The following is a 24,389-nucleotide window of genomic DNA, read 5'->3' on the forward strand; positions in this document are numbered from 1 at the left end:
TAGTTTTAAATATATTTTTGCTTGGGTACTTTGCTTTAGTACTTCGCTTTAGTACTTTATTACTGCCGCGCCCCAAGCAAAGCCACCGCCCACACCCTCTAGCAAGAGATATTGACCACGTTGAATTTGACCAGAACGCACGCCGACATCAAGCGCAAGCGGAATAGACGCAGCAGAGGTATTGCCATGTTCATGGACGGTCACAATGACCTTATCCATTGACATACCCATCTTGCGAGCTGTGCTCTCCATGATGCGAATATTGGCTTGGTGCGGCACCAACCAATCAATTTGCTCTGGTTTGAGATTGGCTTTTTCTAAAGCCTCATGAGCAACTTGTTCAAGTACTTTAACGGCTAACTTAAATACCGCAGGACCATCCATGGTTAAGTAGGCAGTTCCCTCAACGCCACCCTGCTTAGCACGCCCTGGCACACAAAGAATATTGCGTTGACTACCATCTGCATGCAAGGCTGTTGCCAAAATACCTGGCTCTTTCGAAGCTTCGAGAACCACCGCCCCAGCACCATCACCAAATAAAACAGAGGTAGTGCGATCTTGAAAATCTAAAATGCGGGAAAAAGTTTCTGCGCCAAGAACCAATACTTTTTTATAGGTGCCCGTACGAATAAATGCATCTGCAATTGCAAGGGCATAAGTAAAGCCAGCACAGACCGCCTGGACATCAAATGCTGCGCAATTGGTATGGGCACCCAGCTTGTCTTGCACTACGCAAGCCGTGCTTGGGAAACCACCCAAATGATCTGGTGTCGATGTTGCCAAAATAATCAAATCAAGATCTTCAGAGGTGCAGCCAGCCGCCTCTAATGCTGCTTGAGCCGCCTTGACTGCCAGGTCACTCGTGAGTTGATTTTCTGCAGCAAAGTGCCGAGCAGAAATTCCACTTCTAGTCACAATCCATTCATCACTAGTTTCAAGACCAATCTTCGCTAAACGCTCAACTAAGTCTTGATTGCTCAAACGCTGCTCCGGAAGATAACTTCCAGTCCCAGCTATTCGTGAATAAGTACTCATGATTGCTTTGTCTCCGCCGCAAAAGCTTGAGCGATCCGCTCTACCATGCGATTTTTTGCTGCTTCATATGCGCGCTCGAGCGCAAAACCAAATGCAAAACGATCTGCTGAACCGTGGCTCTTAATCACGCAACCACGTAAACCTAATAATACCGCCCCGTTGTAGCGGCGATGATCTACACGCTTGCGAACACGTAATAAGGGCACCATGGCACAGATCGCCATGAGTTTAGTCAGCCATGAGTGATTGAATTCTTGTTTAATTAGGCCGCTCATCATCTTTGCCAAGCCTTCGCTTGCCTTAAGGACAACGTTGCCCACAAAACCATCACACACCACGATATCCGTAGTGCCTTTAAAAATATCATTACCTTCTACGTTGCCATAAAAGTTGAGGTTTGTTTGGCGCAGCAACTCACTAGTCTGCTTCACCACTTCATTACCTTTGATTACTTCTTCACCAATATTCAGTAGACCGATGGAAGGATTTTGTGTGCCGTCGACCACTTGAACCATGACGTTTGCCATTTGCGCAAATTGCACCAAATGCATAGGCTCGCAATCTGCGTTAGCGCCAAGATCCAACATCGTGGTACCGCGCCCTTTTTCATTCGGGATTGCAGTAGCAATTGCGGGACGATCAACACCATCCAAGGTTTTGAGAATATAGCGAGAGATGGCCATCAAGGCGCCAGTATTGCCAGAGGAAATAATCGCGTCAGCCAGGCCTTCTTTAACCTGCTCGATGGCAACTCGCATAGAGGAATCTTTTTTACGACGCAATGCCACCTCAATGGGGTCATCCATCAAAACGACTTCACTAGCGGAAATAATTTGAATGCGCTCCATTAGCGCTTTAGGGAATTGACTCAAGGCTTGCTCGAGTGCCTCCGAATTGCCAACTAAAACGATCTTCACATCAGCATGTTTTTCGAGAAAATCGCAACAAGCGGGAACAGTAACGACTATCCCGTGATCTCCGCCCATGGCATCGATAGCAAGTGTGACGCTCATAAAATCAGGTATTACCGCAAGTGGTTTTTTTCAAAGAAAAAAGCGGCTTTTATTGGAGCCGCTTCTGTCTTTCAGACTAAAGAATTAGTCGTTTTTTGTTTTAACAACTTTACGACCACGGTAGTAGCCGTTTGGTGAAATGTGGTGGCGCAAATGTGCCTCACCAGTTGTGGCTTCAACAGCCGTAGCAGGTGCGGTCAAAAAGTCGTGTGCACGGTGCATGCCACGTTTGGATGGGGATTTTTTATTCTGTTGGACGGCCATATTGAACTCCTAAGCAAGGCAATATTCTAGCATGTAAATTGAGATAAATGCCTGATTACCTGATAAAGCAGATTTGAAAACCCGCCTCCAAGGAGCGGGGCTAAATCAATTTTTCTTCATATTTTTCAATATGTTAAAGGGATTCTGAGGCTTTTCAGGGGTATCTGAAGCTTCACCGCCCTCGCTAAATGAAGAGGCATGGGGCTGGCAAGCGCCCTCTGGATGCTTTGGAATTAAGGGCATGGAAAGGAGGATTTCATCCTCTATTAAGCCAAGGAGGTCAAAGTGCTGACTTGCCACCAAAGGCTCCTGTTGATCATCCTCCATCGGAAAGGCGTCAGCCTCATCCTCGGTGGCCACCATGACAAATCGACTCTCTTGAGCCAAATCTAGGCCGCAATCCTGCAAACAGCTCTGACAAACTAGGTGAATACGGCCTTTTACGGCCAATTTCAGAATTTGCCGGGGCTCAGAACCAGGAGAATCTGCAAAATGGGTCTTTAATTCCCAATGAAAACCATCGCCCGGCTCAATGCTAGAGGCCTCTTCAGTCAGCCTAGGCAGGGCTGAAATCTCCAAAAAACCAGAGCCTTGATAGGACTGAGGGGCGCAAAAGTCGATCCGGCTCAAAGCCTTAGGATCAGCGGATAGCTCAACTTGAGGTAAAACTTGATTACGATTCATGACATCAGTCTAAATGAAGGCTTTAGCGAAAGTACAAGTAGCGATGAGTAATTCTGCAAAAAAACTAATTCTGGCATCTACCTCGGTCTACCGTCGGGAGCTCTTAGAGCGCCTGCGCATCCCCTTTGACATCATCTCCCCCCAAGTAGATGAAACCCCTCTCCCAGGAGAAGACACTGTGAATTTAGCCTTGCGCTTAGCTAAAGCAAAAGCTGCGGCAGTTGCCAAAGATCATCCAGAAGCTTGGGTGATTGGCTCAGATCAAGTGGCCGACCTTTGTGGAGCTGCTATTGGTAAGCCAGGAAACTTTGAGCGCGCCATGGCGCAACTTCAACTCATGCGTGGTGCCACTGTGACTTTTCAAACAGCACTGTGTCTCATGCACGGCCATGAGGAAACAACGATCAATGTTCCTACGGAAGTGACTTTCCGCAAACTTGCTGATGATGTTTTGGAGGCCTACCTCCATGCCGAAGAGCCCTATGACTGCGCAGGCAGCGCTAAGTCTGAAGGCTTAGGAATCTCACTCCTGGAATCCATCAAGAGCGATGATCCCACTGCATTAATTGGCTTACCATTAATTGCACTAAGTGGCTTATTGCGTGATGCTGGCTTTGTCATTCCCAATAAAAAATAAATTAATCGAATGAGAAGAATTAAATAATGAGTTCAACACCAGGCACCCTCTTTTTAATTCCCAACACTTTGGGTGACGATGATCGCGTGGAGCAATTGCCTTGGGTTTTGCCAAACGAAACCATTACCCAAACTGCCAAGCTCACCCACTGGATTGTGGAGGATGCAAAAACTGCGCGTGCTTTTTTAAAAGCAGTCGATAGTGTTTCGCCCTTAGCCTGCACTATTCAAGAAATGCAAATGAGTGAGTGGCGTGGTGTTGCACGCAATGCTAAGTATGGTGACGCTGTCAAGCCGATGGATTTACTCAAGCCCCTCATTGCCGGAAAAGACATGGGCCTCATGTCAGAAGCTGGTGTTCCGGGGGTGGCAGACCCTGGTGCAGAGCTCGTACTGGCAGCGCATAAGCTGGGTGCCAAAGTGAAACCTTTGGTTGGTCCAAGCTCTATTCTGCTGGGCCTGATGGCCAGTGGTTTAAATGGTCAACGCTTTGCGTTTCAGGGTTATGTTCCACATGACGCCCAAGATCGTATTGCACGACTGAAACAGTTGGAAGTGGAATCTAGGAAATTACAGCAGACGCAAATTTGGATTGAGACACCGTATCGCAATACTGCAATGTTGATGGCATGCCTTAATGCGCTATCTCCGCAATCGATGCTTTGCATGGGAATGGATCTGAGTCTACCAACGGAGATGATCACTACTCTATCAATTGCAGATTGGCGTAAGCGCTTCCCTAATGAGGCTGCTTGTGCTTCATTACAAAACAGGCCAGCAGTATTTCTATTGCTGGCCTAGGTGTTTTATTTGCTACCTTGCTGATCTATTGTTTTTTACTTTAGATCAGGGGTCTTAATTAAAGCCTTACCTGCTGCAGCGCCAACTTCAGCACCGAAACGTTTAGCAACACGTTCTGCGAAATTCTCTTTCATGGTGTAGTCCAAAATGTCTGGCGCTTTGAAGATATCGCGTGCCACAGTCTCTACTGTTCCATAACCATCGACTAAGCCAATTTTGATTGCTTGCTCGCCATTCCAAACGCGGCCCGTGAACATCTCTGGAGTTTCTTTTAGACGATCGCCACGACCCGCTTTGACCACCGCAATAAATTGTTGATGAATCTCATCAATCATTGTTTTAATCATTTCTACTTGCTGTGGATTTTCTTTAGAGAATGGATCCATCATGCCTTTATTTGAGCCGGCAGTAATCATGCGACGAGTCACACCTAACTTATCCATCAGGCCAGTAAAACCAAAGCCTTCCATGATCACGCCAATAGATCCAACTAAACTCGCCTTATCGACCAAAATTTGGTCGCCTGCAACAGCGACGTAGTAACCACCTGAAGCGCAGATATCTTCCACTACAACATAAAACGGTTTACCTGGATAGAGTTTACGTAAGCGATGAATTTCATCATTCATCATGCCAGCCTGAACTGGGGAGCCGCCAGGGCTATTGATGCGCAAGACTACGCCTGCACTGTTTTCATTCTCAAAAGCAGCAGTAAGCGAGGAATTAATATCCAAAGCATTGGCCATCGAGCTTGAAGAAATCTCCCCCTCTAGCGTGACTAAGGCAGTGTGCTTCTCCATGCCCATGCCGCGCCCTGGAAGATGAAAATCAAATACCGCCAGTATTACGCCAACAAAGACCAGGAGGGTGAGAACACGAAACACTGCTTTCCAGCGACGCGTCTTACGAGTCTCTTTTAAATTCTCTAGTAGTAAATGCTCGAGTGCTTGACGCTCCCAATTTTGATTCGCGTTCTCAGATTGATTTTGATCCATCTTTTTAATCCTTTTTATTAACTAGTTTTTAACAGTGAGATTCTGACTGAGCCAAGTTGCTAGCTGCGCGACATCATCCACGTGCGTCAGTGATGGCGCTTCTTTTAAAGTGCTCGGAGGATGCGCGCCATACGTTACCGCTACCGCATCCACACCTGCATTGGCTGCCATATCTAAATCATGGGTGGTATCCCCAATCATCAGCATGCGGCGCATTGGCACTTGCATCACATCTGAGAGCTCTAAGAGCATTCCGGGATGAGGCTTCGAGAAAGATTGGTCTGCAGTACGGGTTTCATGAAACATCTGTTCTAGCTGATGATGCTTTAAAGATCGATCCAATCCAACGCGAGATTTGCCAGTGGCAACACCTAATAAATAACCATCCTCGCGCAGACTTTGGAGTAATTCACGAATACCCGGAAATAAATCGAGCTCGTGATCTTTGGCCAGATAGTGGAATCGAAAGCGCTCCGTTAAATTAGGGAAATGGGCTGGCTCAATCCAAGGCACCGCTCTTCTCAGTGAATCCTGAATACCTAAACCAATGACCGAGCTGGCTAAAGTGTCATCAGGCTCTTTAAAACCCAAATCACGGCAAGCTTGCTGAATACAGTCGACGATTGTCGGTGTGGAATCCATGATGGTTCCATCCCAGTCCCATACGATCAGGTCGTAACGTCTATCGGGTTTTTGTTCTTCAGGCATTGTTGGGCGCTTCAAAAGTTTTCATCATTGCTGCAAATTCAGGGGGTAGTGGTGATTCGATACGCATTTTCTCGCCAGTACGCGGATGAGTAAAGCCGGCTAAATGGGCGTGCAAATACAGGCGTTTGGATTTCACAATCTTGTCCTGATCTTCAAAGCCATATTTATCATCACCCAAAATCGAGTGGCCTAGTTTTTGTAAGTGGACTCGAATTTGGTGAGTACGCCCAGTTTTTAATTGGGCTTCAGCCAGAGTAATCGCCACTTCCCCACGTTTCATTACCTTAGTAACACGCAAAGCGGTATGGCTTGGCAGACCACCCGGGTCAACACGAACGCGACGCTCGCCATTGGCTAATAGGTATTTATGTAATGCAAACTTCAATTGCACCGTGCCTGCGCCCTGAGCAATTTCCCCATGGGCCAGCAAGTAATAACGCTTGTCCGTTTGCCCTTCGCGAATCTGTCGATGTAGCTCCACCAAAGCGCTACGCTTTTTAGCCAACAGCAACACGCCTGATGTATCTCGATCCAAACGGTGAACCAATTCCAAGAATTTGAGTTCGGGGCGGGTAATGCGCAGGGTCTCAATCACGCCTAGGGCGATCCCTGAACCTCCATGAACCGCTAAACCTGCTGGTTTATTTACTATTAATAGAGCTTCATCCTCGAACAAAATAGGCATTTTGTCGGAATACCCCTGCGCCCGGGACTTGGTTTGAGCGGTATTGACGGCCGCCATTTGGGCAGGCTCAGCAAGACGAACTGGCGGGACTCTAATGACATCCCCCTCAATTAAGCGCGTAGTCGGCTCAGCCCTTTTCTTATTTACCCGAACCTCGCCGGAGCGAATAATCCGATAAACGTGGCTTTTAGGAACCCCTTTTGCCCAACGTAGTAGATAGTTATCTAGGCGCTGACCAGCCTCCTCTGGACCAATAGTCTGGAGGTGAACAGCGGCTGGAGCTGTGGTTTTGACCTGTAAAGGCTTGGAAATGGGTTCGGATTTCATGATTTATCTCTCTTGCCACCCCGACGGGGGTCGACAAGGGACTTAACAATACCCCATTGTCCTTCAACTTGTGCCGTATAATCAACGCTCTAGCCAATTTATTGGCCCGAGACTAGCCTGATTCAGGTTTGGATCGTGGAGCTTGGAGTCGCCCTTAATAGACTCCCGGGGTTGCCCCTCCCCCGTTGTAATGAGGCGCAGGGTTGGTGTGCCGTATGCCGCGACCCGCGATTAGAAGACAGTTTTCAGGCGCGCGCCTGCATTGATGACCTAAAGGAGGTCTCTGCGGCGATCGTCAAGTGTGGCACCGGTTTAATTGAACATGGTGTACCGGGCAAGAAATGCCCGGATTTGCTTGATCCACACTCCAAAGCCGCCAATGGGCTCTGCCCCAAGCGGTATCTAACTTGTCCCTAACGCAGCGCGCAGCGACGCACTCCCAATAGGAGAGTGTTATGAAACGCATGTTATTTAATGCAACTCAACAAGAAGAGTTGCGAGTTGCCATCGTCGATGGTCAAAAACTCATCGATATTGATATCGAAGCTGCCGGTCGTGAACAACGCAAAGGCAATATTTACAAAGGTGTTATCACTCGCATTGAGCCTTCGCTCGAAGCGTGCTTTGTAAATTACGGTGAAGAACGCCATGGCTTCCTGCCATTTAAAGAAGTGGCGCGTACCTACTTTAAAGAAGGTATTGACGTTCGTAATGCCTCCATTAAAGATGCTTTGCGCGAAGGCCAAGAAATTATTGTTCAGGTAGAAAAAGAAGAGCGTGGCCAAAAAGGCGCTGCCCTGACTTCTTTCGTCTCCTTAGCAGGACGCTATTTAGTATTGATGCCAAACAACCCACGTGGAGGCGGTGTTTCTCGCCGTATTGAAGGCGAAGACCGTCAAGAACTCCGTGAGGCGATGTCTCAATTAGAAGTACCCGATGGCATGAGCATCATTGCTCGTACGGCTGGTATTGGCCGTGACGCTACTGAATTGCAATGGGATTTAAGTTATCTCATGCAGTTATGGACAGCGATTGACGAAGCTGCTAAAGGTAATTCAGCCCCACTATTGATCTATCTCGAATCGAGCTTAGTGATTCGTGCAATTCGTGATTACTTCCAACCAGATATTGGTGAGATCCTCATCGATACGGATGACATCTACGAGCAAGCTGCGGCATTTATGTCGGTAGTGATGCCAGATAACCTGCCAAGAGTAAAGCGTTACCAGGATGATGTTCCATTGTTCTCGCGCTTCCAAATTGAGCATCAAATTGAAACTGCATACTCACGTACCGTGCCATTACCTTCAGGCGGCGCGATTGTGATTGACCATACTGAAGCTTTAGTTTCAGTTGACGTCAACTCCGCACGTGCAACCCGTGGCTCTGATATTGAAGAAACTGCTACTCGTACCAACTTAGAAGCTGCCGATGAAATCGCTCGTCAAGCACGTTTACGTGACTTGGGTGGTTTGATCGTGATCGACTTCATTGATATGGAATCAAGCAAAGCGCAGAAAGATGTTGAGAATCGCCTTCGCGATGCTTTGCGTCATGACCGTGCTCGCGTTCAAATGGGCAAGATCTCCAAGTTTGGTTTGATGGAAATGTCCCGTCAGCGCTTACGCCCTGCTCTCTCTGAAGGTAGTCATGTAACCTGCCCACGTTGTAATGGTACTGGTCACATCCGTGATACCGAATCGTCTGCATTGCAAGTCTTGCGCATCATTCAAGAAGAGGCAATGAAAGAGAATACTGCTGCTATTCATACGCAAGTTCCAGTCGAAGTGGCTGCATTCTTGCTCAATGAGAAGCGCGCTGAAGTCATTAAGATCGAGTCACGCTTCAAAGTGAATGTCTTGATGGTTCCGAATAAGCATTTAGAAACACCACATTACAAGCTTGAGCGTTTACGTCACGATGATCCACGTCTTGATGATCAAAAGGCCAGTTACGTGATGGCAGAAGAAGCTGCGCGTGAACTCGAAACGGATACCGCGGTAAGCCGTAAAGATGCTGACGTTAAAGTTCGCCCAGAAGCTGCTGTCAAAGGTATTACACCAAATGCACCAGCGCCAGTAAGTCAGCCACGTCCTGCACGTACTGAAAAAGCATCTGCAGAAACAGCTAGCACTGGTAGATTCTTCGGATTCATTAAGGGCCTATTCTCCTCAGCGCCTAAACCAGAAGCACAACCCGCACCTAGCGCACCACGTGGTCGCAATCAAAATAATCGTAACGGCAATAACCGCAATCGCGGTCGTCGTGGCGAGCGCAACGATCGCGCTGAGCGTCCAGCTGAGGGTGCAGCAAGCACTGAAGGTGCAAATGCGCCACGCGAAGCAGGTTCAGGTAGAGCTCGTCAAGATGGTCGTAACCGCAATGGCAATAACCGCAACCAGAACAATCCAAAACCAGAGAATCAAGCTGCGGTAACTCCAGCTACTGAAGCTGCTCCTGGAACTGATGCAGCTCCAAATGCAGATGGTGAAGAGCGTCGTGGTCGTGGTCGCAACCGTCGTGGTCGTGGTCGTGGTCAACGTGGCGAGCGCACTGAGTCTACTGGTGATGCAGCAATTGCTTCTGTTGTTGCAGTAGCGACTTCATTCTCAGGCCCACCAGTAGGAATGGCGGGAGCTTCTGCTTCAATGCCGATTCAGAATATTGCCCAAAGCTTTGGCCATACGACTGCACCTGTAGCTTCTAAGGAAGTGAAAGAGCGGGCACCACGTGCGCCTAGAGAACCAAGAGAGCAACGTGCACCACGTCAAAGCAATCACACTGATAATGCTGCTCCAGTATCTACTCCAGTAGCTGCAGTCCCAGCAATTGAAGTGATCGCTAAACCGATGCCTGAGCTCCCTAAGGTTGCCTTTCAGGCACTTGAAGAGACCCCATTGCATAGCGTAGTTCAGTCTGCTGGCATGGTCTGGGTAGCAACAGATTCTGGCAAGCATCAAGAAGCGCAATCGCAAATCCAAGCAGAGCCAGAAATTTTGCCAACAGGCAGAACTCCTAAAGCACCCGTTAGTTTGCAAAATGGTCCAATGGTTTTAGTTGAAACCGGCGGCCAAGAAAAAACGGTTTAATCCAGTTTCTCCAGACTGCTATTTATCCCACAAGGATATTTGGCAGTTTGGCAGAAACACGGTTTCACAGCCATAATTATGCATGGTTGAAAAAGTAATCCCTATACGTTTAGATGAAGGTAAAGGCCTGACGCCGTCCATACCAGGACAGCTTTTGGCTGCGAATGCTTCGACCAAAGATACCCGCGTACGCCAGCTACGTGATTTACGTATCTCCGTCACTGATCGCTGTAATTTCCGCTGCACCTACTGCATGCCTAAGGAAATCTTCGATAAAGACTACCCCTACCTCTCTCATAATGAATTACTGAGCTTTGAAGAGATCACCCGGTTAACAACTATCTTTGCTTCGCTAGGTGTAGAAAAAATTCGCCTTACTGGTGGTGAACCTTTGTTGCGCAAAAATCTCGAAGTGTTGATTGAGATGCTGGCCAAGATTCGCACCACGTCAGGTCGGCCGCTTGATCTCACCTTAACTACGAATGGCAGTATTTTGCGCAAGAAAGCAGCTGCATTAAAAGCTGCAGGTTTGCATCGCCTCACCATCAGCCTGGATGGCCTAAATGATGATGTCTTCAAAAAAATGAATGATGTCGACTTTCCAGTTACGGATGTGCTTGATGGAATTGCTGCAGCTCAAGAAGCGGGCTTTTCCAATCTCAAAGTCAACATGGTGGTTAAGAAGGGCACAAACGATCAAGAGATTATTGGCATGGCCAAGCACTTCAAAGGTAGCGGTGTAACACTGCGCTTTATTGAGTTTATGGATGTGGGAAGCTCTAACGGCTGGGATATGTCCCAAGTACTCCCCTCACAAGAAGTTGCTAATCATATTAATGCCGTCCTTCCGATAGAAGCTATTGAGGCTAACTATCCTGGTGAAGTAGCTCAGCGCTGGCGCTATCTTGATGGCTCCGGTGAAATTGGCTTTATTTCTAGCGTCACACAAACTTTTTGTCACGAGTGCACGCGCGCTCGTATCTCTACGGATGGTCAGCTTTATCTTTGCTTATTCGCAAATGAAGGCTTTGATTTCAAAACGCTACTGCGTTCCGGTAGAAGTGATTTAGAGATTGCCAATGCCATCATGTCAACATGGTCTGGACGAAATGATCACTACTCAGAAATTCGGGGATCCAATACTGCCGGATCAAAATCCGCTCGCAAAGTAGAGATGTCTTACATCGGCGGCTAATGATTACCTCAGAAGACATTACTGGACTGATTTTGGCAGGGGGCCGCGCCCAAAGAATGGGTGGTATTGATAAAGGTCTAATCCCCTTTCATGGCAAGCCCCTGATTGAATCGGCTATCAGCCGACTCAAACCTCAAGTGAGCACTATCCTGATTAATGCTAACCGTAGCATTACAAAGTATTCCCACTATGGCTATCCAGTACTCATGGATGAAACTCCGGATTTTTCTGGCCCATTGGCTGGCTTCTCAGTTGGACTGAGGCATTGCAAAACGCCCTACTTGCTCACGTCGCCTTGTGACTCCCCTTTATTGCCAACCGATCTTGCCGAAAAGATGGCGCACCAATTGGAAAATAATAATTTGGAGCTTGTCTTTGCTTCTTCAAAAGAGGGTGACGGCAAGGCTTGGTCGCAACCAGTTTTCTGTTTAATGAAAAGTGATTTACAGGATTCTTTAAATGCCTTTCTAAGTAAAGGGGATTTAAAGATTGATCGCTGGTTTAAAGAATTGCGCTCTGCTACTGTCATATTTGAAAATGCTCAAGCATTCGCCAATGTCAACACACCGGAAGAATTAGCTGCCTTAGAAAAAGTATCGTCATGACCGATTTAATCAAGCACTCCCCAAACAGCCCCATCCTCTTGACTGCCTCACTCCATGTAGATGAAGCACGTAAGGCTATCTCAGGCTTAGTCAACGAATTACTTCTAGAGTCTCGCAAGCTGAACAATGCGAGCGATATTGAGTTAGTCACTTTGGATCAAGCGATTAATCGCATTTTGGCGGAAGACTTGCTTTCTCCAATAGATGTCCCTGCTGCTGATAACTCCGCCATGGATGGCTTTGCATTTCATGGGGATTGCCTGGGAAATAGTGAGGCAATAGTCACCCTGAAGATCATTGGCACAGCCTATGCTGGCAAACCTTATGAAGGCGCTGTTGGCCCAGGCGAATGCCTCAAGATCATGACTGGCGCCGTCATGCCCAAGGGCTGCGATACCGTCATTCCTCAAGAATTTACCGAATCCGCAAGTGAGTCAACTTTAGGCTTTAAACAAAACCAAGTGAAGCGTGGTGACAATCGCCGCTTACGAGGTGAAGATTTGCAAAGCGGTAAAGCTGCTATTGCTGCTGGTCGCTTATTGCGACCCTCCGACCTTGGCCTAGCTGCGTCCTTGGGCATCGCCAGCCTCAAAGTGCATCACAAACTCAAGGTGGCCATTCTCTCCTCTGGAGATGAATTGCGTACTCTAGGACAAGCTCTTGATGCGGGCAGTATTTATGACAGTAATCGCTATAGCCTGACTGGACTTCTCAATCGACTCAATATAGAAATTATTGATTGCGGCATTGTGCGTGATGATCCTGTCTCGCTGAAAGCCGCCTTCGTAGATGCAGCCTCTAAAGCAGATGTTCTGATCTCTTCTGGCGGAGTCTCCGTTGGTGAGGCGGACTTTACCAAGCAAATCATGCAAGAACTGGGTGATGTAGGCTTTTGGAAAATTGCCATGCGCCCAGGTCGACCCATGGCCTTTGGAATGCTCAAGCCTGTTAATGGCTCTAGCCGCAAGACCCTCTTTTTTGGCCTGCCTGGCAATCCAGTAGCTGTCATGGTGACCTTCTATCAATTTGTTCGCTCCGCTTTATTGCAACTCAACGGTGCAAGCCAGACTGAGCAGCTCATGACCCAAGCAATTGCCGAGGCACCGATTCGGAAAAAGCCAGGTAGGACAGAATTTCAGCGCGCCATTATGGGTCGCGGTCCCGATGGGAAGCCGACGGTAAAGCTTACTGGTAGCCAAGGTGCTGGAATTTTACGATCGATGAGCGAGGCAAATTGCTTTGTCATCCTGTCTCACGACCAAGGGAATGTGGCGACTGGTGACTGGGTAGATGTAGCGCTTTTCGACGGACTGCTTTAAGATTGCACCTCATGAAACTGACCAAAAAAGAAATTGCCTTCGTAGACCCAATGCATACCGCCAAAACTCTGGTTTTGGTTTATCTCTGCTTCTCTGTGCCGATTGTGTTGTTAGCCTTGTTTGTAGCCTTCATTCGTGACGGCGCCATCCCTGGATTTACCGTTCTCTCTGCACTGATTCTGAATGCCCTACTTGGTTTTGCTTTGCTGTGGATTGCTTGTAAGGTCTACAACTGGGTAGCAGGTAAGTTTGGCGGCATCGAACTTGCTCTTCGCGAGCTCCCAGAAGAAATTGAAGCAGATTAAGTTTTCAGCTAGGCTGTAAATACTTCTGTATTGATTAAGCTTGGTGGTTTATTTCCATCAAGCGCTGCTCGCAAATTCTCTACCGCTAAATCTACCATCGCTCTGCGTGTTTTTTCTGTAGCGCTAGCAATGTGCGGGGCCAACACAATATTGCTGCACTTGAGTAACTCGGGATGTACCTGAGGCTCACCTTCAAAAACATCTAAGCCCGCTGCAAAGATCTTGCCACTCTGCAATGCTTTTGCTAAAGCCACATCGTCCACAATACCGCCACGGGCTATATTAATCAGGGTTGCAGTGGGTTTCATCAGCGCAATTTCTGGAGCGCCAATCGTGTGATGATTTTGAGTTGTATAAGGCAGCACCAACACCACATGGTCGGCAGTACGCAGTAATTCTTCTTTGGAAACATAGCTTGCTTTACAAGCTTGTTCATCTTCGGAAGATAAGCGACTGCGGTTGTGATAAATCACTTTCATACCAAAACCTAGTGCACGTTTTGCAATGCCTTGGCCAATGCGGCCCATACCGATAATGCCGACCGTACTGTGGTGCAAATCCATGCCTAATGGGTTATTCACAATCGACCATTGATCCCACTTACCTGCTCGTACCCAATGCTCGGATTCTGTAATACGCCTAGCAGTTGCCATTAACAAGGCAAAGCCAAAATCAGCCGTTGTATCCGTAAGAACGTCAGGGGTATTTGTAGCCATGACCCCAGCAGCAGTAATGGATGGGATATCAAAATTGTTATAGCCAACAGAAATATTGGCTACTACCTTTAAATTTTTGGCTTGAGCTAAAGCGGAAGCGTCAATTCGCTCACTTCCCGCCACTAGGGCGCCCTGGACTTCCGAAAGTGCTTTTTGCAACTCTTCTGGGGTCAATATTTTGTCAGACTGGTTAGAGCGAACCTCATAGGACTCCTCTAATTTGGCTAGCGCTTCAGGAAAAATGGCCCTTGCGACCAAAATTTTGGATTTTTGGGTATCTTTGGAAGTATTTGCTAGAGTGTTCATAGCGTGACTTTACCTCAAGTAAATTAAGGCTTTCGCCTGAAAAAATAGCTGATTCAGCTAAAATGGGCTTTTATAACTTGGCAGTCCATAACCTGGGCTCCTTAACTGCAAACCATCATGACTTACGTTGTTACCGAAGCTTGTATTCGCTGCAAATACACTGATTGCGTTGATGTCTGCCCAGTCGATTGTTTTCGCGAAGGTCCTAACTTTTTAGTGATTGATCCAGATGAATGTATCGACTGCGCAGTCTGCGTACCAGAGTGCCCAGTCAATGCGATTTATGCGGAAGATGATGTACCAGGAGATCAACAGTCTTTTATTAAATTAAATGCAGATCTTTCCGCAGGATGGACATCTATCACCAAATCCAAATCAGCCCTTCCAGATGCGGATGAGTGGAAAGACGTTAAAAACAAAATTGATCAGCTGGTAAAGTAAATTGCACCCCCCCATTGAAACCGATGCAGTCATTATTGGCGCCGGTCCGGTGGGGCTCTTCCAAGTCTTCGAACTTGGACTCTTAGAAATTAAAGCGCACGTCATTGACTCATTGCCTGAGGTAGGCGGTCAATGCACCGAGCTCTATCCAGATAAACCGATCTATGACATTCCAGCAATTCCGGTTTGTACTGGTCGTGAGCTCGTTGGCAACCTTCTAAAACAAATTGAACCATTCAAGCCACAGTTTCACTTAAATCAAGAGGTCTCTACCCTTGAGAAACAGGCTGATGGTCGCTTTCTGATTCGCACATCCCAAGACCAGCAATTTTTGAGCAAAGCGATTTTTGTTGCTGCTGGCGTTGGTGCATTTCAGCCACGCACACTCAATCTAGATGGCATCGAGGCTTTTGTCGATAAACAAGTTTTCTATCGCGTCAGGAATCCTGAGCAATTTGCAGGTAAGCGCATGGTGATTTGTGGTGGCGGAGACTCTGCCTTAGACTGGGCATTGCATTTTGCAGATCAAGCAGCCAGTGTGACACTCATACATCGCCGAGATGAATTCAAAGCAGCGCCTCAATCCGTTGCCAAGATGCGCGCTCTTTGTACTGCTGGCAAGATGCAACTCATTATTGGGCAAATTACTGGCATTGAATCCTCCGATGACAAACTGACTGAAATTGCCGTCACCAACATTGATGGCGAAGTTCAAAGCATTGCCTTAGATGTACTCCTATTGTTTTATGGCCTTTCTCCTAAATTAGGCCCAATTGCTGACTGGGGCTTAGATATCGATCGCAAGCAAGTTACTGTGGATACCGCCTGTTTTCAGACCAGTACTCCTGGCATCTACGCTGTGGGGGATATCAACATCTACCCAGGTAAGAAAAAGCTGATTTTGTCGGGCTTTCATGAGGCAGCCTTAGCAGCCTTTGCTGCAGCCGCCTATCTGGCCCCTGAAAAGCAGATTCAACTCCAATACACCACCACCTCCCCAAAGCTTCATAAAGTGCTTGGGGTAAGCCCATCGACATTCGAGTAAGCTCTTAATATCACTGAATTATTTGACTGAGTAAACCTATGCGTCAATATCACAATCTCATGAAGGAAGTCCTCGAAAAGGGCGTCCAAAAATCCGATAGAACCGGGACTGGAACTATCTCTATCTTTGGCCACCAGATGCGCTTTAATCTGGCTGAGGGCTTTCCGATGGTGACTACTAAAAAGCTCCATCTCAAATCCATCATCCTAGAATTGCTCTGGTTCCTTAAAGGTAGCACCGATAACAATTGGCTCAAAGAGCGCGGCGTTTCCATTTGGAATGAATGGGCAGCACCAGATGGTGATCTAGGTCCAATTTACGGTTATCAGTGGCGCTCGTGGCCTGCACCTAATGGCGAACATATTGACCAGATCGCCGAAGTTGTCGAGACCCTGAAGAAGAATCCAGACTCTCGCCGTATTATTGTTTCAGCGTGGAACGTGGCTGATATTCCTCGCATGGCTTTGGCACCTTGCCACGCATTCTTTCAGTTTTATGTTGCCGATGGCAAGCTTTCTTGCCAACTCTATCAACGCAGTGCGGATATCTTCTTAGGTGTGCCCTTCAATATTGCTAGCTATGCCTTACTGACTCACATGATGGCGCAGCAGTGCAATTTAGAGGTGGGCGATTTTGTGTGGACTGGTGGCGACTGCCATCTCTATAGCAACCATTTAGAGCAAGTTGATCTTCAACTCTCAAGAGATTTCTTCCCGCTGCCTAAGCTCAACATTTTACGCAAGCCTAACTCCATCTTTGATTACGAATTCGAAGATTTTGAAATCGCTGGTTATGAATCCCATCCCGCCATTAAAGCTCCTGTAGCTGTTTAAGAAATTAGATCTTATGACCGTAAATAAGCACCCCGCCATCTCCATGATTGTTGCCCGCTCACGTAACCATGTGATTGGCAAAGACAATCAAATGCCTTGGAAGATTTCTGCTGATCTGCAATTTTTCAAAAAGGTAACGATGGGTCACCCCGTCATCATGGGTCGCAAGACTTGGGAGTCGATTGGTCGCCCTCTTCCGGGACGTCGCAATATTGTGGTGAGTCGCAATGCTGGTCTCCAGTTGACTGGTGCGGAGGTGGTTAACTCCCTAGATGCAGCACTTGCTACTTTAAGTGAATTCCCCCGGGTATTTGTGATTGGTGGGGAGCAACTCTTTACTCAAGCTTTCCCCAAAGCAGATCGCCTTTTCATTACTGAAATTGATATCGATGTTGACGGTGGCGATACTTTCTTTGAAGTTCCCGATCCATCCGATTGGAAAGAAGTGGAACGTACTCCAGCATCTGAAGGTGACATTACATTTAATTTCATTACGCTTGAACGCAAATAAAAATACCGCCTAACCTGACGCCTGTCTTTAGTCAGCTTTTAAAAGGAAGTACCCATGAAATTTTCATCAAAACTACTTTCTGTCCTACTGATATCCCAATGCACTTTTATTTTTGCGAAAAGCGAGGTGGACATGATTTTTTATGGTGGCGATATTGTCACGATGAATAAATCACAAGCTACTGCAGAGGCTATAGCGGTTCAAGGTGGAAAAATCATCAAGGTTGGCTCTCTGGCTAAGCTCAAGACTCTGCAAGGACCAGAAACAAAGCTAGTTAACTTGAATGGTCAGACCTTAATGCCCGGTTTAGTTGAGCCACACGTACACATTATAGGCACCGCATTTTCAGAAGAGATCTTCCTCAATCTCTCCAACTTCACGATGCCCCATGACACCTTAGATAGCCTGGTAGCGAAGCTAACTGCCTATAGTAAAAACTTTAAAGATGGTGAGTGGATTAATGCCTTTGGCGTTGACCCATCCAGAACAGAACCATTTATGTCTGAGTTAACTGCAGACATTTTGGACAAGGTATCGACAACTAAGCCCATCTTTGTGATGAATCAAAGTATGCATATCGCTTACGTGAATCACAAGGCACTAGAAATGGCGGGATTAACTGATTCCAGCCCAGACCCCAAGGGCGGTAAGTTACTGAAGGATAGTAAGGGGCGCTTAACTGGTGTGGTGTATGAATCACCTGCTTTTTATTTATTCCTCGATAAGATGCCGCCACCTACTCAAGAGGTAGTTGAACAAGCTGTTGCCAAGGTTGGTCAGAGACTGGTGAGCAAGGGTGTCACCACTTCAGCAGAAATCACTGTTGGTGGGTACCTTGGCGTTGATAAGGAATACGCCTTGTTTAATGCAATGACCCAAAGCGGCAAGCTTCCAGTTCGGGTAAGGGGCTATATGTATTCAAATGCATACCCAACCACGAACAATAAGTACAAGCCAGGGCAAGGTGATGACACCTTTAAATTAATCGGCGTCAAAATTGTGGCTGATGGCTCCAATCAAGGACTGACTGGTGCGATGAGTAAGCCATATGACTATCCATCTGGGACAAGCAATATAGGCACTCTCAACTTTACTGAGCAAGAGCTATACGACCTTGCCAAGCCAAGATTTGATGAGGGTTGGCAACTTTCTGTTCACTCAAATGGTGACAGGTCAATTGAGCAGACTCTGAATGTTTTTGCGAAGTTGGTTACAAAACCAGCTGATGCTAAAAAAAGATTAAGAATTGAGCACTTCACTGTAGCAACTGAAGCGCAGATTGCTAAAGCAGCAAAGCTTGGAGTTGTTCCTGGCTTTACCATTGGGCACACCGACTATTGGGGCGAGGCATTTCATGATCACCTCTTGGGAGCCGAAAGAGCGGATCGAATTGATCCTAGTGCAAGTTTGATAAAAAAAGGTATGCGTTTTGCATACCATAGCGACTCCCCGGTCTCACCGATTCATCCGCTCAAGTACGCCTCCGAAGGTGCTGCTCGCTTATGGCAAGTCTCACCCCAAAAGGTACTGAATCCAAGCCAGAAGATTTCCATCAATAATGCTCTAAAAGCCATCACGATTGACGCTGCCTACCAACTAAAAATGGATGACAAGATTGGATCGATTCAAGAAGGCAAATATGCTGACTTCGCTATTGTGAGTCAGAATCCGATGAAAACGGATGCCTATAAAATTAGAGATATTGAAGTGAATGAAACCTGGGTTAATGGAAAACAGGTATTTAAGAAGCAGTAAATATTTTTGCATCTCCCCTTATAAGAAAAACCACCCAAGGGTAGTTTTTCTTTATCTGCAGCTAAAGTTTTGCACTCATAGCTTAGACCTTAAAGCTTCTTAGCAAAGCTATATTGAGCGAATGCCTGCTCTGCCACATTGAACCACTGCGCTTCCATGTTCCTGAACACGCGATAGTCTTCGAAAATTTTCTTAAATTGGGGATTCTTAGCGGACTCTTCGGCATAAGTTTCTTGGCTTGCCTTAAAGCAGGCATCCATTACAGAGGTATTGAACTTACGCAAGACCGCGCCATTCTGAATGAGGCGCTGTAATGCTGGTGGATTTAAGGCATCGTACTTGGCACACATATCGGTATGCGCCTCAAAGCAAGCCGCCTCCCATGCCGCTTGATATGAGGGTGGTAATGAATCCCACTGCTTCTTATTCACTAAGAATGAAAGTCCAGCCGCGCCCTCCCAAAATGCAGGGTAGTAATAGTTTTTCGCAACCTTAGCTAAACCCAACTTCTCATCATCATAGGGGCCAACAAATTCAGCGGCATCGATCGTGCCTTTTTCTAGTGCTGAGTAAATTTCACCAGCGGGTAACTGTTGTGGCACTACACCTAACTTCGCCAGCACTTGCCCTGCAAAACCAGCGATACGGAATTTGAGTCCCTTGAGATCTTCTGGAGATTTAATTTCTTTACGAAACCAGCCGCCCATTTGAGTACCCGTTTGTCCGCCTAAGAAATTAACGATGTTATAACTAGCGTAAAGCTCACGCATTAGCTTCATGCCGTTGCCATGTAACATCCAGGCAGTTTGCTGGCGCGCTGTCATACCAAAAGGTGCTGCCGTATCAAAAATAAATGCGCTGTTCTTACCTAAGTAGTAATAGCTGGCGGTATGGCCACACTCCACTGTGCCGTTTTGAACGGCATCCAATACTTGCAGGGCTGGAACTACCTCACCAGCGGCAAATACTTTGACATTGAACTTACCATCAGTTGCCTTACGCAAGGCATTAGCAAAGACTTCTGGAGTGCCAAATAAAGTATCTAAAGATTTAGGAAAGCTGGAGACCAAACGCCAATTTAAGGTTGGCAAACTCTGAGCAATTGATGGTGCTGCCAATGCTGCTGCGCCTGCACCGATAGTGGCTTTCTTTAAAAAGGAACGTCTTTGCATTATTTTCTCCTCTGAATTTTATTTTCCACCAACCGTCATTGATCCAATCAGGATGGAACCGATTTCCTTGGTACCCCGAATCAGTGTGTCACTACCAATCATCTGAATATCCATCAACATATCACGCAGGTTACTGGCAATCGTAATGCCCTCAACCGGATATTGAATCTCACCGTTTTCTACCCAGTAACCAAAGGCACCGCGCGAGTAATCACCAGTGACATAGTTCACGCCCTGCCCCATGAGTTCGGTAACCAGTAAACCTGTGCCCATCTCTTTAAGGAGTGCGGGTAATCCACCCTTTGGCGTCTTACGACTTTGTAATGTCAGATGATGAGAGCCGCCTGCATTGCCAGTGGTCTTCATTCCAAGCTTTCTCGCGGAATAAGTAGACAGGAAATAACCTTGCAAAATCCCTTTTTCAACCACGGTTCGCGCCGAGGTCTTCACGCCTTCCTCATCAAAAGGCACGCTTCCTGTCATTGCCTTGAGGTGGGGGTTTTCAAAGACGCTAATGTGCTTTGGTAGCACTTGCTTACCCAAGCTATCCAATAGAAAACTGGAGCGGCGATATAAAGCGCCACCAGATACTGCTTGCACTAACCCGCCCAGTAGGCCTGCTGCTAAGGGGGCCTCGAAAATCACTGGGCAACGGCGAGTACTGAGCGATCTTGCCTTAAGACGGGAGAGTGCACGCTCTGCTGCGTATTTACCAATGGCAACTGGATCAGCCAACTCCCCTGGAATGCGCGAGCTGGAATACCAATCATCTCGCTGCATGAGCGATTTCTTACCGCCCTCATTTGCAATTGGTGCACAAGAAATATAGTGGCGTGAGAATGGGTAGCCGCCCATAAATCCGTGACTGGTTCCCATCATAAAATGTGCGTGATGTGCCGATACTGAAGCACCATCGCTATTTTTAATTTGCTTACTGACTGCAAAGGCAGCACCTTCAGCAGCGCGTGCAATATCAATTGCTGTTGCTGAGTCTAAGTCCCATGGATGAAATAAATCGAGATCGAGCGGATGTTTTTCGAGCAACTCTTTTTCAGCAGGACCGGCACACAGATCTTCCGCTGTATGTTGAGCAATATGGTATGCAGCCTCAACCGTTGCCTTCAAAGAATCCTTGGAGAAATCACTAGTGCTGGCATTACCTCGGCGATGACCTAAAAATACTGTTACGCCAACCTGCTTGTCTAGGCTTTGCTCAATCGTCTCGACCTCGCCTTTGCGAACGGTAACCGAGAGACCCTGACCTTCAGAAACTTCAGCAACGGCATCTGAGGCGCCACGTCTTTTGGCTTCTGTGAGCATGAAATCGATGATTTCTTGAAACTGATTTGATGAGTGTGTAAACATGCCCTAATAATAGCTAGAATAGAAACATGAAGCATACCGAAGCCTGGAAAAGATCCTCCCCAAACGAAATCAAAATCGGCCTCATATCGATCTCCGATAGAGCCAGTAAGGGCGTTTACACCGACGAGGGCATCCCTGCCCTACAAATGTGGCTACAAACCGCCATCAGCGGTCCCTGCGTGTTTCACGAGCGCCTGATTGCAGATGAGCGGGAGATCATCACCGAAACGATCGTGGAGCTCTCTGACGATCTCGGCTGTGATTTGGTCCTCACTACAGGCGGTACAGGCCCTTCACGCAGAGACGTCACCCCAGAGGCCACAATTGACGCTGGAACCCGGGAAATGCCCGGATTTGGCGAGCAAATGCGCCAAATTAGCCTGCGCTTTGTACCTACGGCAATCTTGTCACGCCAGACCGCAGTTTTACGAGAAATCGAGGGGCATGCCACCCTCATCATTAATTTGCCAGGTCAGCCCAAATCTATCAAAGAAACTCTTGAAGGCTTGAAGGATGCCGAGGGCAAATCTATTGTTCCAGGTATCTTTGCTGCCGTGCCTTATTGCATCGACCTGATTGGTGGCCCCTACATCGAGACCGATGAAACCATCGTCAAAGCCTTTAGGCCTAAGAGCGCCATCAAAAAATAAAGGTGAGTCATCGTTCTGGCAATTAAAAAGGGTTCATCGCTGAACCTTTTTCTTGTTATGGATGCTGAAGTTTATTCCGGCAAAGGCACGATGAACTTTTCCCGGTAGTACTTGAGCTCTTCAATAGATTCCTCAATATCGGCCAAGGCGGTATGCGCCTGCTTTTTGGTGAAGCCCTTTACCAACTCAGGGTGCCAACGCTTACAGAGTTCCTTGAGTGTTGAAACGTCAATATTTCGATAATGAAAGAACGTCTCTAGTTTTGGCATGTACTTCGCCATAAAGCGTCGATCCTGACCAATCGTATTGCCACACATTGGCGCAATACCGGGCTTAATATATTTTTTCAAAAAGGCAATGCATTCAGCTTCAGCAGTGGCTTCATCTGTGGTTGAAGCCTTGACCTTGTCAATCAGGCCAGAGCGGCCATGAGTGCCCTTATTCCAGGCATCCATCGCATCCAATAAGGCATCTTCCTGACGGATCACCCAAACTGGAGCCGTGGCGATGGTGTTGAGGTGTGCATCGGTCACGATCACAGCAATTTCTAAAATGCGCTCTTTTTCAGGATCTAGGCCTGACATCTCCATATCCACCCAAATCAGGTGCTCATTGGCTGGCGCGGCCTTTGGTGTTGGAGTACTTGTTTTTTCACTCATATCTATAATCATCTCATGACATTCACAATTGTTTTTTTAATCGCTTTCATCGCCAGCTTTGGTCTACGCCACTGGTTATCCCAACGCCAAATTCGGCACGTCGCGATTAACCGCGATATAGTGCCTGCTGAGTTTGCATCCCAGATCTCTTTGGCCGAACATCAAAAGGCTGCCGACTATACGATCGCCAAACTGCGCCTAGGTATTTTAGAGAATGGCGTCAGTGCCATTATCTTGATCGGCTTCACGCTCTTGGGTGGTTTACAGATCTTAAATTTATCCCTTTTGCAGCTATTGGGTGAGGGCATTGCTCAGCAAATGGCCCTACTGATATCCATCGTCTTAATCTCCGGAATTCTGGACCTGCCTTTCTCTTGGTACAAACAGTTTTACCTAGAAGAGCGCTTTGGTTTTAATCGCATGAACCCCAAGCTCTTTTTTAGCGATATGTTCAAGGGCTTAGGTGTTGGTGGCGCAATTGGCGTTCCCCTCCTTTGGATCATCCTCAGCCTGATGGCTCAGGCAGGTGACTTTTGGTGGTTGTGGGCTTGGGGCGTACTCACTGTATTTAGTCTATTAATGCAGTGGATATTTCCGACCTTTATCGCACCAATCTTTAATAAGTTTGAAGCGCTAGAAGAGGGACCACTGAAAACCCAAATTGAAGCTTTATTAAGCCGCTGTGATTTTGCTAGCCAAGGTTTGTTTGTCATGGATGGCAGTAAGCGTAGCGCTCATGGCAATGCATTTTTTGCAGGCATGGGTAAAGCTAAGCGTATTGTCTTTTTCGATACCTTGATTGAGAAACTCAATCCCGGCGAAGTCGAGGCTGTCCTAGCTCATGAACTGGGTCACTATAAGTGCAACCATATCCGCAAGCGTTTGCTAGTGTCCTTTGCGGTGAGCTTTCTGACATTTGCACTCTTGGGATGGATCAGCACCCAGCCATGGTTCTACACCGATCTGGGTGTGATGCCCAATCTCAATGGCTATAACGGTGGTTTGGCTTTAGCACTCTTCATGCTCATTACACCAGTATTTAGTTTCTTCCTAACACCCCTGTCTAGCTTGGCATCCCGCAAACATGAATATGAGGCTGATGGTTTTGCTGCGAATAAATCTTCTGCGAGTGATTTGATCTCCGCTTTAGTCAAACTCTATCAAGACAACGCATCGACCTTAACTCCAGATCCGATCTATACCGCTTTTTATAGCTCGCATCCACCAGCTCCATTGCGCATTGCTAATCTCAAGCGATTTAGCTAAGTAATCTAG

General features: G+C 47.1%; 25 protein-coding genes. 14 read left to right on the top strand and 11 right to left on the bottom strand.

The window, feature by feature from the left end; genetic code table 11:
* Nucleotides 1-48: 48 nt before the first annotated feature.
* The 4 genes from C2747_RS07770 to C2747_RS07785 all read right to left on the bottom strand — a co-directional run bounded on the left by C2747_RS07770 (nucleotide 49) and on the right by C2747_RS07785 (nucleotide 2,996).
* Nucleotides 49-1,035: a beta-ketoacyl-ACP synthase III gene (locus C2747_RS07770; protein WP_215331010.1), complete on the bottom strand. Its 987-nt coding sequence runs from the start codon at nucleotides 1,033-1,035 to the stop codon at nucleotides 49-51.
* Nucleotides 1,032-2,048 carry a phosphate acyltransferase PlsX gene (plsX, locus tag C2747_RS07775; protein WP_215331011.1) on the bottom strand — a complete coding sequence of 339 codons (1,017 nt, stop codon included), beginning with the start codon at nucleotides 2,046-2,048 and terminating at the stop codon, nucleotides 1,032-1,034. The genes C2747_RS07770 and plsX overlap by 4 nt, the downstream gene beginning before the upstream one ends.
* 84 nt (nucleotides 2,049-2,132) lie before the next feature.
* Nucleotides 2,133-2,312 carry a 50S ribosomal protein L32 gene (rpmF, locus tag C2747_RS07780; RefSeq protein ID WP_011902241.1) on the bottom strand — a complete coding sequence of 60 codons (180 nt, stop codon included), beginning with the start codon at nucleotides 2,310-2,312 and terminating at the stop codon, nucleotides 2,133-2,135.
* A gap of 105 nt (nucleotides 2,313-2,417) precedes the next feature.
* Entirely contained in the window at nucleotides 2,418-2,996 is a 579-nt protein-coding gene (locus C2747_RS07785; protein WP_215331012.1) for a YceD family protein, read from the bottom strand.
* Between the two features lie 13 nt (nucleotides 2,997-3,009).
* On the opposite strand from C2747_RS07785, the gene C2747_RS07790 reads away from it, so the two are divergent.
* Together C2747_RS07790 and C2747_RS07795 are read left to right on the top strand one after the other, a co-directional pair.
* Complete coding sequence (locus C2747_RS07790) at nucleotides 3,010-3,633, top strand: Maf family nucleotide pyrophosphatase (RefSeq protein WP_433915493.1); 624 nt, start codon at nucleotides 3,010-3,012, stop codon at nucleotides 3,631-3,633.
* A gap of 26 nt (nucleotides 3,634-3,659) precedes the next feature.
* A complete protein-coding gene (locus tag C2747_RS07795) occupies nucleotides 3,660-4,433 on the top strand; it encodes an SAM-dependent methyltransferase (protein WP_215331013.1) in 774 nt (257 codons plus the stop codon).
* Nucleotides 4,434-4,468: 35 nt separating this feature from the next.
* Here the strand turns inward: C2747_RS07795 and C2747_RS07800 are convergent, their stop codons facing one another.
* Genes C2747_RS07800 through C2747_RS07810 form a run of 3 tightly spaced genes read right to left on the bottom strand, consistent with a single transcriptional unit; the run spans nucleotide 4,469 to nucleotide 7,148 of the window.
* Complete coding sequence (locus C2747_RS07800) at nucleotides 4,469-5,428, bottom strand: S49 family peptidase (RefSeq protein WP_215331014.1); 960 nt, start codon at nucleotides 5,426-5,428, stop codon at nucleotides 4,469-4,471.
* A 21-nt stretch (nucleotides 5,429-5,449) separates the two neighbouring features.
* Entirely contained in the window at nucleotides 5,450-6,136 is a 687-nt protein-coding gene (locus tag C2747_RS07805; RefSeq protein ID WP_215331015.1) for an HAD-IIIA family hydrolase, read from the bottom strand.
* On the bottom strand, nucleotides 6,129-7,148 hold the full coding sequence (locus C2747_RS07810; RefSeq protein WP_215331016.1) for an RluA family pseudouridine synthase: 1,020 nt from the start codon (nucleotides 7,146-7,148) through the stop codon (nucleotides 6,129-6,131). The genes C2747_RS07805 and C2747_RS07810 overlap by 8 nt, the downstream gene beginning before the upstream one ends.
* 455 nt (nucleotides 7,149-7,603) lie before the next feature.
* On the opposite strand from C2747_RS07810, the gene C2747_RS07815 reads away from it, so the two are divergent.
* The 5 genes from C2747_RS07815 to C2747_RS07835 all read left to right on the top strand — a co-directional run bounded on the left by C2747_RS07815 (nucleotide 7,604) and on the right by C2747_RS07835 (nucleotide 13,661).
* Entirely contained in the window at nucleotides 7,604-10,237 is a 2,634-nt protein-coding gene (locus tag C2747_RS07815; RefSeq protein WP_215331017.1) for an Rne/Rng family ribonuclease, read from the top strand.
* 82 nt (nucleotides 10,238-10,319) lie between these two features.
* The gene (gene moaA / locus C2747_RS07820; RefSeq protein ID WP_215331018.1) at nucleotides 10,320-11,432 is read left to right on the top strand and encodes a GTP 3',8-cyclase MoaA; all 1,113 of its coding nucleotides are present in this window, start codon (nucleotides 10,320-10,322) and stop codon (nucleotides 11,430-11,432) included.
* Nucleotides 11,432-12,037 carry a molybdenum cofactor guanylyltransferase MobA gene (gene mobA / locus C2747_RS07825; protein WP_215331019.1) on the top strand — a complete coding sequence of 202 codons (606 nt, stop codon included), beginning with the start codon at nucleotides 11,432-11,434 and terminating at the stop codon, nucleotides 12,035-12,037. Before moaA ends, mobA begins: the two co-directional genes overlap by 1 nt.
* Before the next feature lie 8 nt (nucleotides 12,038-12,045).
* On the top strand, nucleotides 12,046-13,356 hold the full coding sequence (gene moeA, locus C2747_RS07830) for a molybdopterin molybdotransferase MoeA (RefSeq protein ID WP_433915517.1): 1,311 nt from the start codon (nucleotides 12,046-12,048) through the stop codon (nucleotides 13,354-13,356).
* Nucleotides 13,357-13,367: 11 nt separating this feature from the next.
* Nucleotides 13,368-13,661: a hypothetical protein gene (locus tag C2747_RS07835; protein WP_015421612.1), complete on the top strand. Its 294-nt coding sequence runs from the start codon at nucleotides 13,368-13,370 to the stop codon at nucleotides 13,659-13,661.
* Nucleotides 13,662-13,669: 8 nt separating this feature from the next.
* On the opposite strand, the gene C2747_RS07840 is transcribed toward C2747_RS07835, so the two are convergent.
* On the bottom strand, nucleotides 13,670-14,683 hold the full coding sequence (locus C2747_RS07840; RefSeq protein WP_215331021.1) for a 2-hydroxyacid dehydrogenase: 1,014 nt from the start codon (nucleotides 14,681-14,683) through the stop codon (nucleotides 13,670-13,672).
* Nucleotides 14,684-14,800: 117 nt separating this feature from the next.
* Between C2747_RS07840 and fdxA the strand changes: the two genes are divergently transcribed.
* From fdxA to C2747_RS07865, 5 genes are read left to right on the top strand one after another with little or no spacing between them, the layout of a single operon-like run.
* Nucleotides 14,801-15,124, top strand: coding sequence for a ferredoxin FdxA (fdxA, locus tag C2747_RS07845; RefSeq protein ID WP_215331022.1), 324 nt, complete (start codon nucleotides 14,801-14,803; stop codon nucleotides 15,122-15,124).
* A gap of 1 nt (nucleotide 15,125) precedes the next feature.
* Entirely contained in the window at nucleotides 15,126-16,169 is a 1,044-nt protein-coding gene (locus tag C2747_RS07850) for an NAD(P)/FAD-dependent oxidoreductase (RefSeq protein WP_215331023.1), read from the top strand.
* Nucleotides 16,170-16,207: 38 nt separating this feature from the next.
* Nucleotides 16,208-17,002 carry a thymidylate synthase gene (locus C2747_RS07855; RefSeq protein WP_215331024.1) on the top strand — a complete coding sequence of 265 codons (795 nt, stop codon included), beginning with the start codon at nucleotides 16,208-16,210 and terminating at the stop codon, nucleotides 17,000-17,002.
* A 13-nt stretch (nucleotides 17,003-17,015) separates the two neighbouring features.
* Nucleotides 17,016-17,513 carry a dihydrofolate reductase gene (locus C2747_RS07860; RefSeq protein ID WP_215331025.1) on the top strand — a complete coding sequence of 166 codons (498 nt, stop codon included), beginning with the start codon at nucleotides 17,016-17,018 and terminating at the stop codon, nucleotides 17,511-17,513.
* Nucleotides 17,514-17,567: 54 nt separating this feature from the next.
* Nucleotides 17,568-19,268: an amidohydrolase gene (locus C2747_RS07865; RefSeq protein WP_215331026.1), complete on the top strand. Its 1,701-nt coding sequence runs from the start codon at nucleotides 17,568-17,570 to the stop codon at nucleotides 19,266-19,268.
* Nucleotides 19,269-19,357: 89 nt separating this feature from the next.
* Here the strand turns inward: C2747_RS07865 and C2747_RS07870 are convergent, their stop codons facing one another.
* Both C2747_RS07870 and pmbA read right to left on the bottom strand, forming a co-directional pair.
* On the bottom strand, nucleotides 19,358-20,440 hold the full coding sequence (locus tag C2747_RS07870) for a TRAP transporter substrate-binding protein (RefSeq protein WP_215331027.1): 1,083 nt from the start codon (nucleotides 20,438-20,440) through the stop codon (nucleotides 19,358-19,360).
* A gap of 18 nt (nucleotides 20,441-20,458) precedes the next feature.
* Entirely contained in the window at nucleotides 20,459-21,805 is a 1,347-nt protein-coding gene (pmbA, locus tag C2747_RS07875) for a metalloprotease PmbA (protein ID WP_215331028.1), read from the bottom strand.
* A 26-nt stretch (nucleotides 21,806-21,831) separates the two neighbouring features.
* Between pmbA and mog the strand changes: the two genes are divergently transcribed.
* A complete protein-coding gene (mog, locus tag C2747_RS07880; protein WP_215331029.1) occupies nucleotides 21,832-22,455 on the top strand; it encodes a molybdopterin adenylyltransferase in 624 nt (207 codons plus the stop codon).
* A gap of 71 nt (nucleotides 22,456-22,526) precedes the next feature.
* Here mog and orn read toward each other — a convergent pair whose 3' ends face one another.
* Nucleotides 22,527-23,114 (bottom strand): oligoribonuclease, encoded by a 588-nt coding sequence (gene orn, locus C2747_RS07885; RefSeq protein ID WP_215331030.1) that lies wholly within the window; start codon nucleotides 23,112-23,114, stop codon nucleotides 22,527-22,529.
* Between the two features lie 15 nt (nucleotides 23,115-23,129).
* On the opposite strand from orn, the gene C2747_RS07890 reads away from it, so the two are divergent.
* Nucleotides 23,130-24,380, top strand: coding sequence for a M48 family metallopeptidase (locus C2747_RS07890; RefSeq protein ID WP_215331031.1), 1,251 nt, complete (start codon nucleotides 23,130-23,132; stop codon nucleotides 24,378-24,380).
* The last annotated feature ends 9 nt before the right edge of the window (nucleotides 24,381-24,389 follow it).

It is taken from the genome of Polynucleobacter corsicus, assembly GCF_018688255.1.
GTDB lineage: Bacteria > Pseudomonadota > Gammaproteobacteria > Burkholderiales > Burkholderiaceae > Polynucleobacter > Polynucleobacter corsicus.

Excerpts from the sequence above, each read along its gene's own strand:
- C2747_RS07770 (WP_215331010.1), bottom strand. The coding sequence starts at position 1,035 with ATGAGTACTTATTCACGAATAGCTGGGACTGGAAGTTATCTTCCGGAG.
- plsX (WP_215331011.1), bottom strand. The coding sequence starts at position 2,048 with ATGAGCGTCACACTTGCTATCGATGCCATGGGCGGAGATCACGGGATA.
- rpmF (WP_011902241.1), bottom strand. The coding sequence starts at position 2,312 with ATGGCCGTCCAACAGAATAAAAAATCCCCATCCAAACGTGGCATGCAC.
- C2747_RS07785 (WP_215331012.1), bottom strand. The coding sequence starts at position 2,996 with ATGAATCGTAATCAAGTTTTACCTCAAGTTGAGCTATCCGCTGATCCT.
- C2747_RS07790 (WP_433915493.1), top strand. The coding sequence starts at position 3,010 with ATGAAGGCTTTAGCGAAAGTACAAGTAGCGATGAGTAATTCTGCAAAA.
- C2747_RS07795 (WP_215331013.1), top strand. The coding sequence starts at position 3,660 with ATGAGTTCAACACCAGGCACCCTCTTTTTAATTCCCAACACTTTGGGT.
- C2747_RS07800 (WP_215331014.1), bottom strand. The coding sequence starts at position 5,428 with ATGGATCAAAATCAATCTGAGAACGCGAATCAAAATTGGGAGCGTCAA.
- C2747_RS07805 (WP_215331015.1), bottom strand. The coding sequence starts at position 6,136 with ATGCCTGAAGAACAAAAACCCGATAGACGTTACGACCTGATCGTATGG.
- C2747_RS07810 (WP_215331016.1), bottom strand. The coding sequence starts at position 7,148 with ATGAAATCCGAACCCATTTCCAAGCCTTTACAGGTCAAAACCACAGCT.
- C2747_RS07815 (WP_215331017.1), top strand. The coding sequence starts at position 7,604 with ATGAAACGCATGTTATTTAATGCAACTCAACAAGAAGAGTTGCGAGTT.
- moaA (WP_215331018.1), top strand. The coding sequence starts at position 10,320 with ATGGTTGAAAAAGTAATCCCTATACGTTTAGATGAAGGTAAAGGCCTG.
- mobA (WP_215331019.1), top strand. The coding sequence starts at position 11,432 with ATGATTACCTCAGAAGACATTACTGGACTGATTTTGGCAGGGGGCCGC.
- C2747_RS07835 (WP_015421612.1), top strand. The coding sequence starts at position 13,368 with ATGAAACTGACCAAAAAAGAAATTGCCTTCGTAGACCCAATGCATACC.
- C2747_RS07840 (WP_215331021.1), bottom strand. The coding sequence starts at position 14,683 with ATGAACACTCTAGCAAATACTTCCAAAGATACCCAAAAATCCAAAATT.
- fdxA (WP_215331022.1), top strand. The coding sequence starts at position 14,801 with ATGACTTACGTTGTTACCGAAGCTTGTATTCGCTGCAAATACACTGAT.
- C2747_RS07855 (WP_215331024.1), top strand. The coding sequence starts at position 16,208 with ATGCGTCAATATCACAATCTCATGAAGGAAGTCCTCGAAAAGGGCGTC.
- C2747_RS07860 (WP_215331025.1), top strand. The coding sequence starts at position 17,016 with ATGACCGTAAATAAGCACCCCGCCATCTCCATGATTGTTGCCCGCTCA.
- C2747_RS07865 (WP_215331026.1), top strand. The coding sequence starts at position 17,568 with ATGAAATTTTCATCAAAACTACTTTCTGTCCTACTGATATCCCAATGC.
- C2747_RS07870 (WP_215331027.1), bottom strand. The coding sequence starts at position 20,440 with ATGCAAAGACGTTCCTTTTTAAAGAAAGCCACTATCGGTGCAGGCGCA.
- pmbA (WP_215331028.1), bottom strand. The coding sequence starts at position 21,805 with ATGTTTACACACTCATCAAATCAGTTTCAAGAAATCATCGATTTCATG.
- mog (WP_215331029.1), top strand. The coding sequence starts at position 21,832 with ATGAAGCATACCGAAGCCTGGAAAAGATCCTCCCCAAACGAAATCAAA.
- orn (WP_215331030.1), bottom strand. The coding sequence starts at position 23,114 with ATGAGTGAAAAAACAAGTACTCCAACACCAAAGGCCGCGCCAGCCAAT.
- C2747_RS07890 (WP_215331031.1), top strand. The coding sequence starts at position 23,130 with ATGACATTCACAATTGTTTTTTTAATCGCTTTCATCGCCAGCTTTGGT.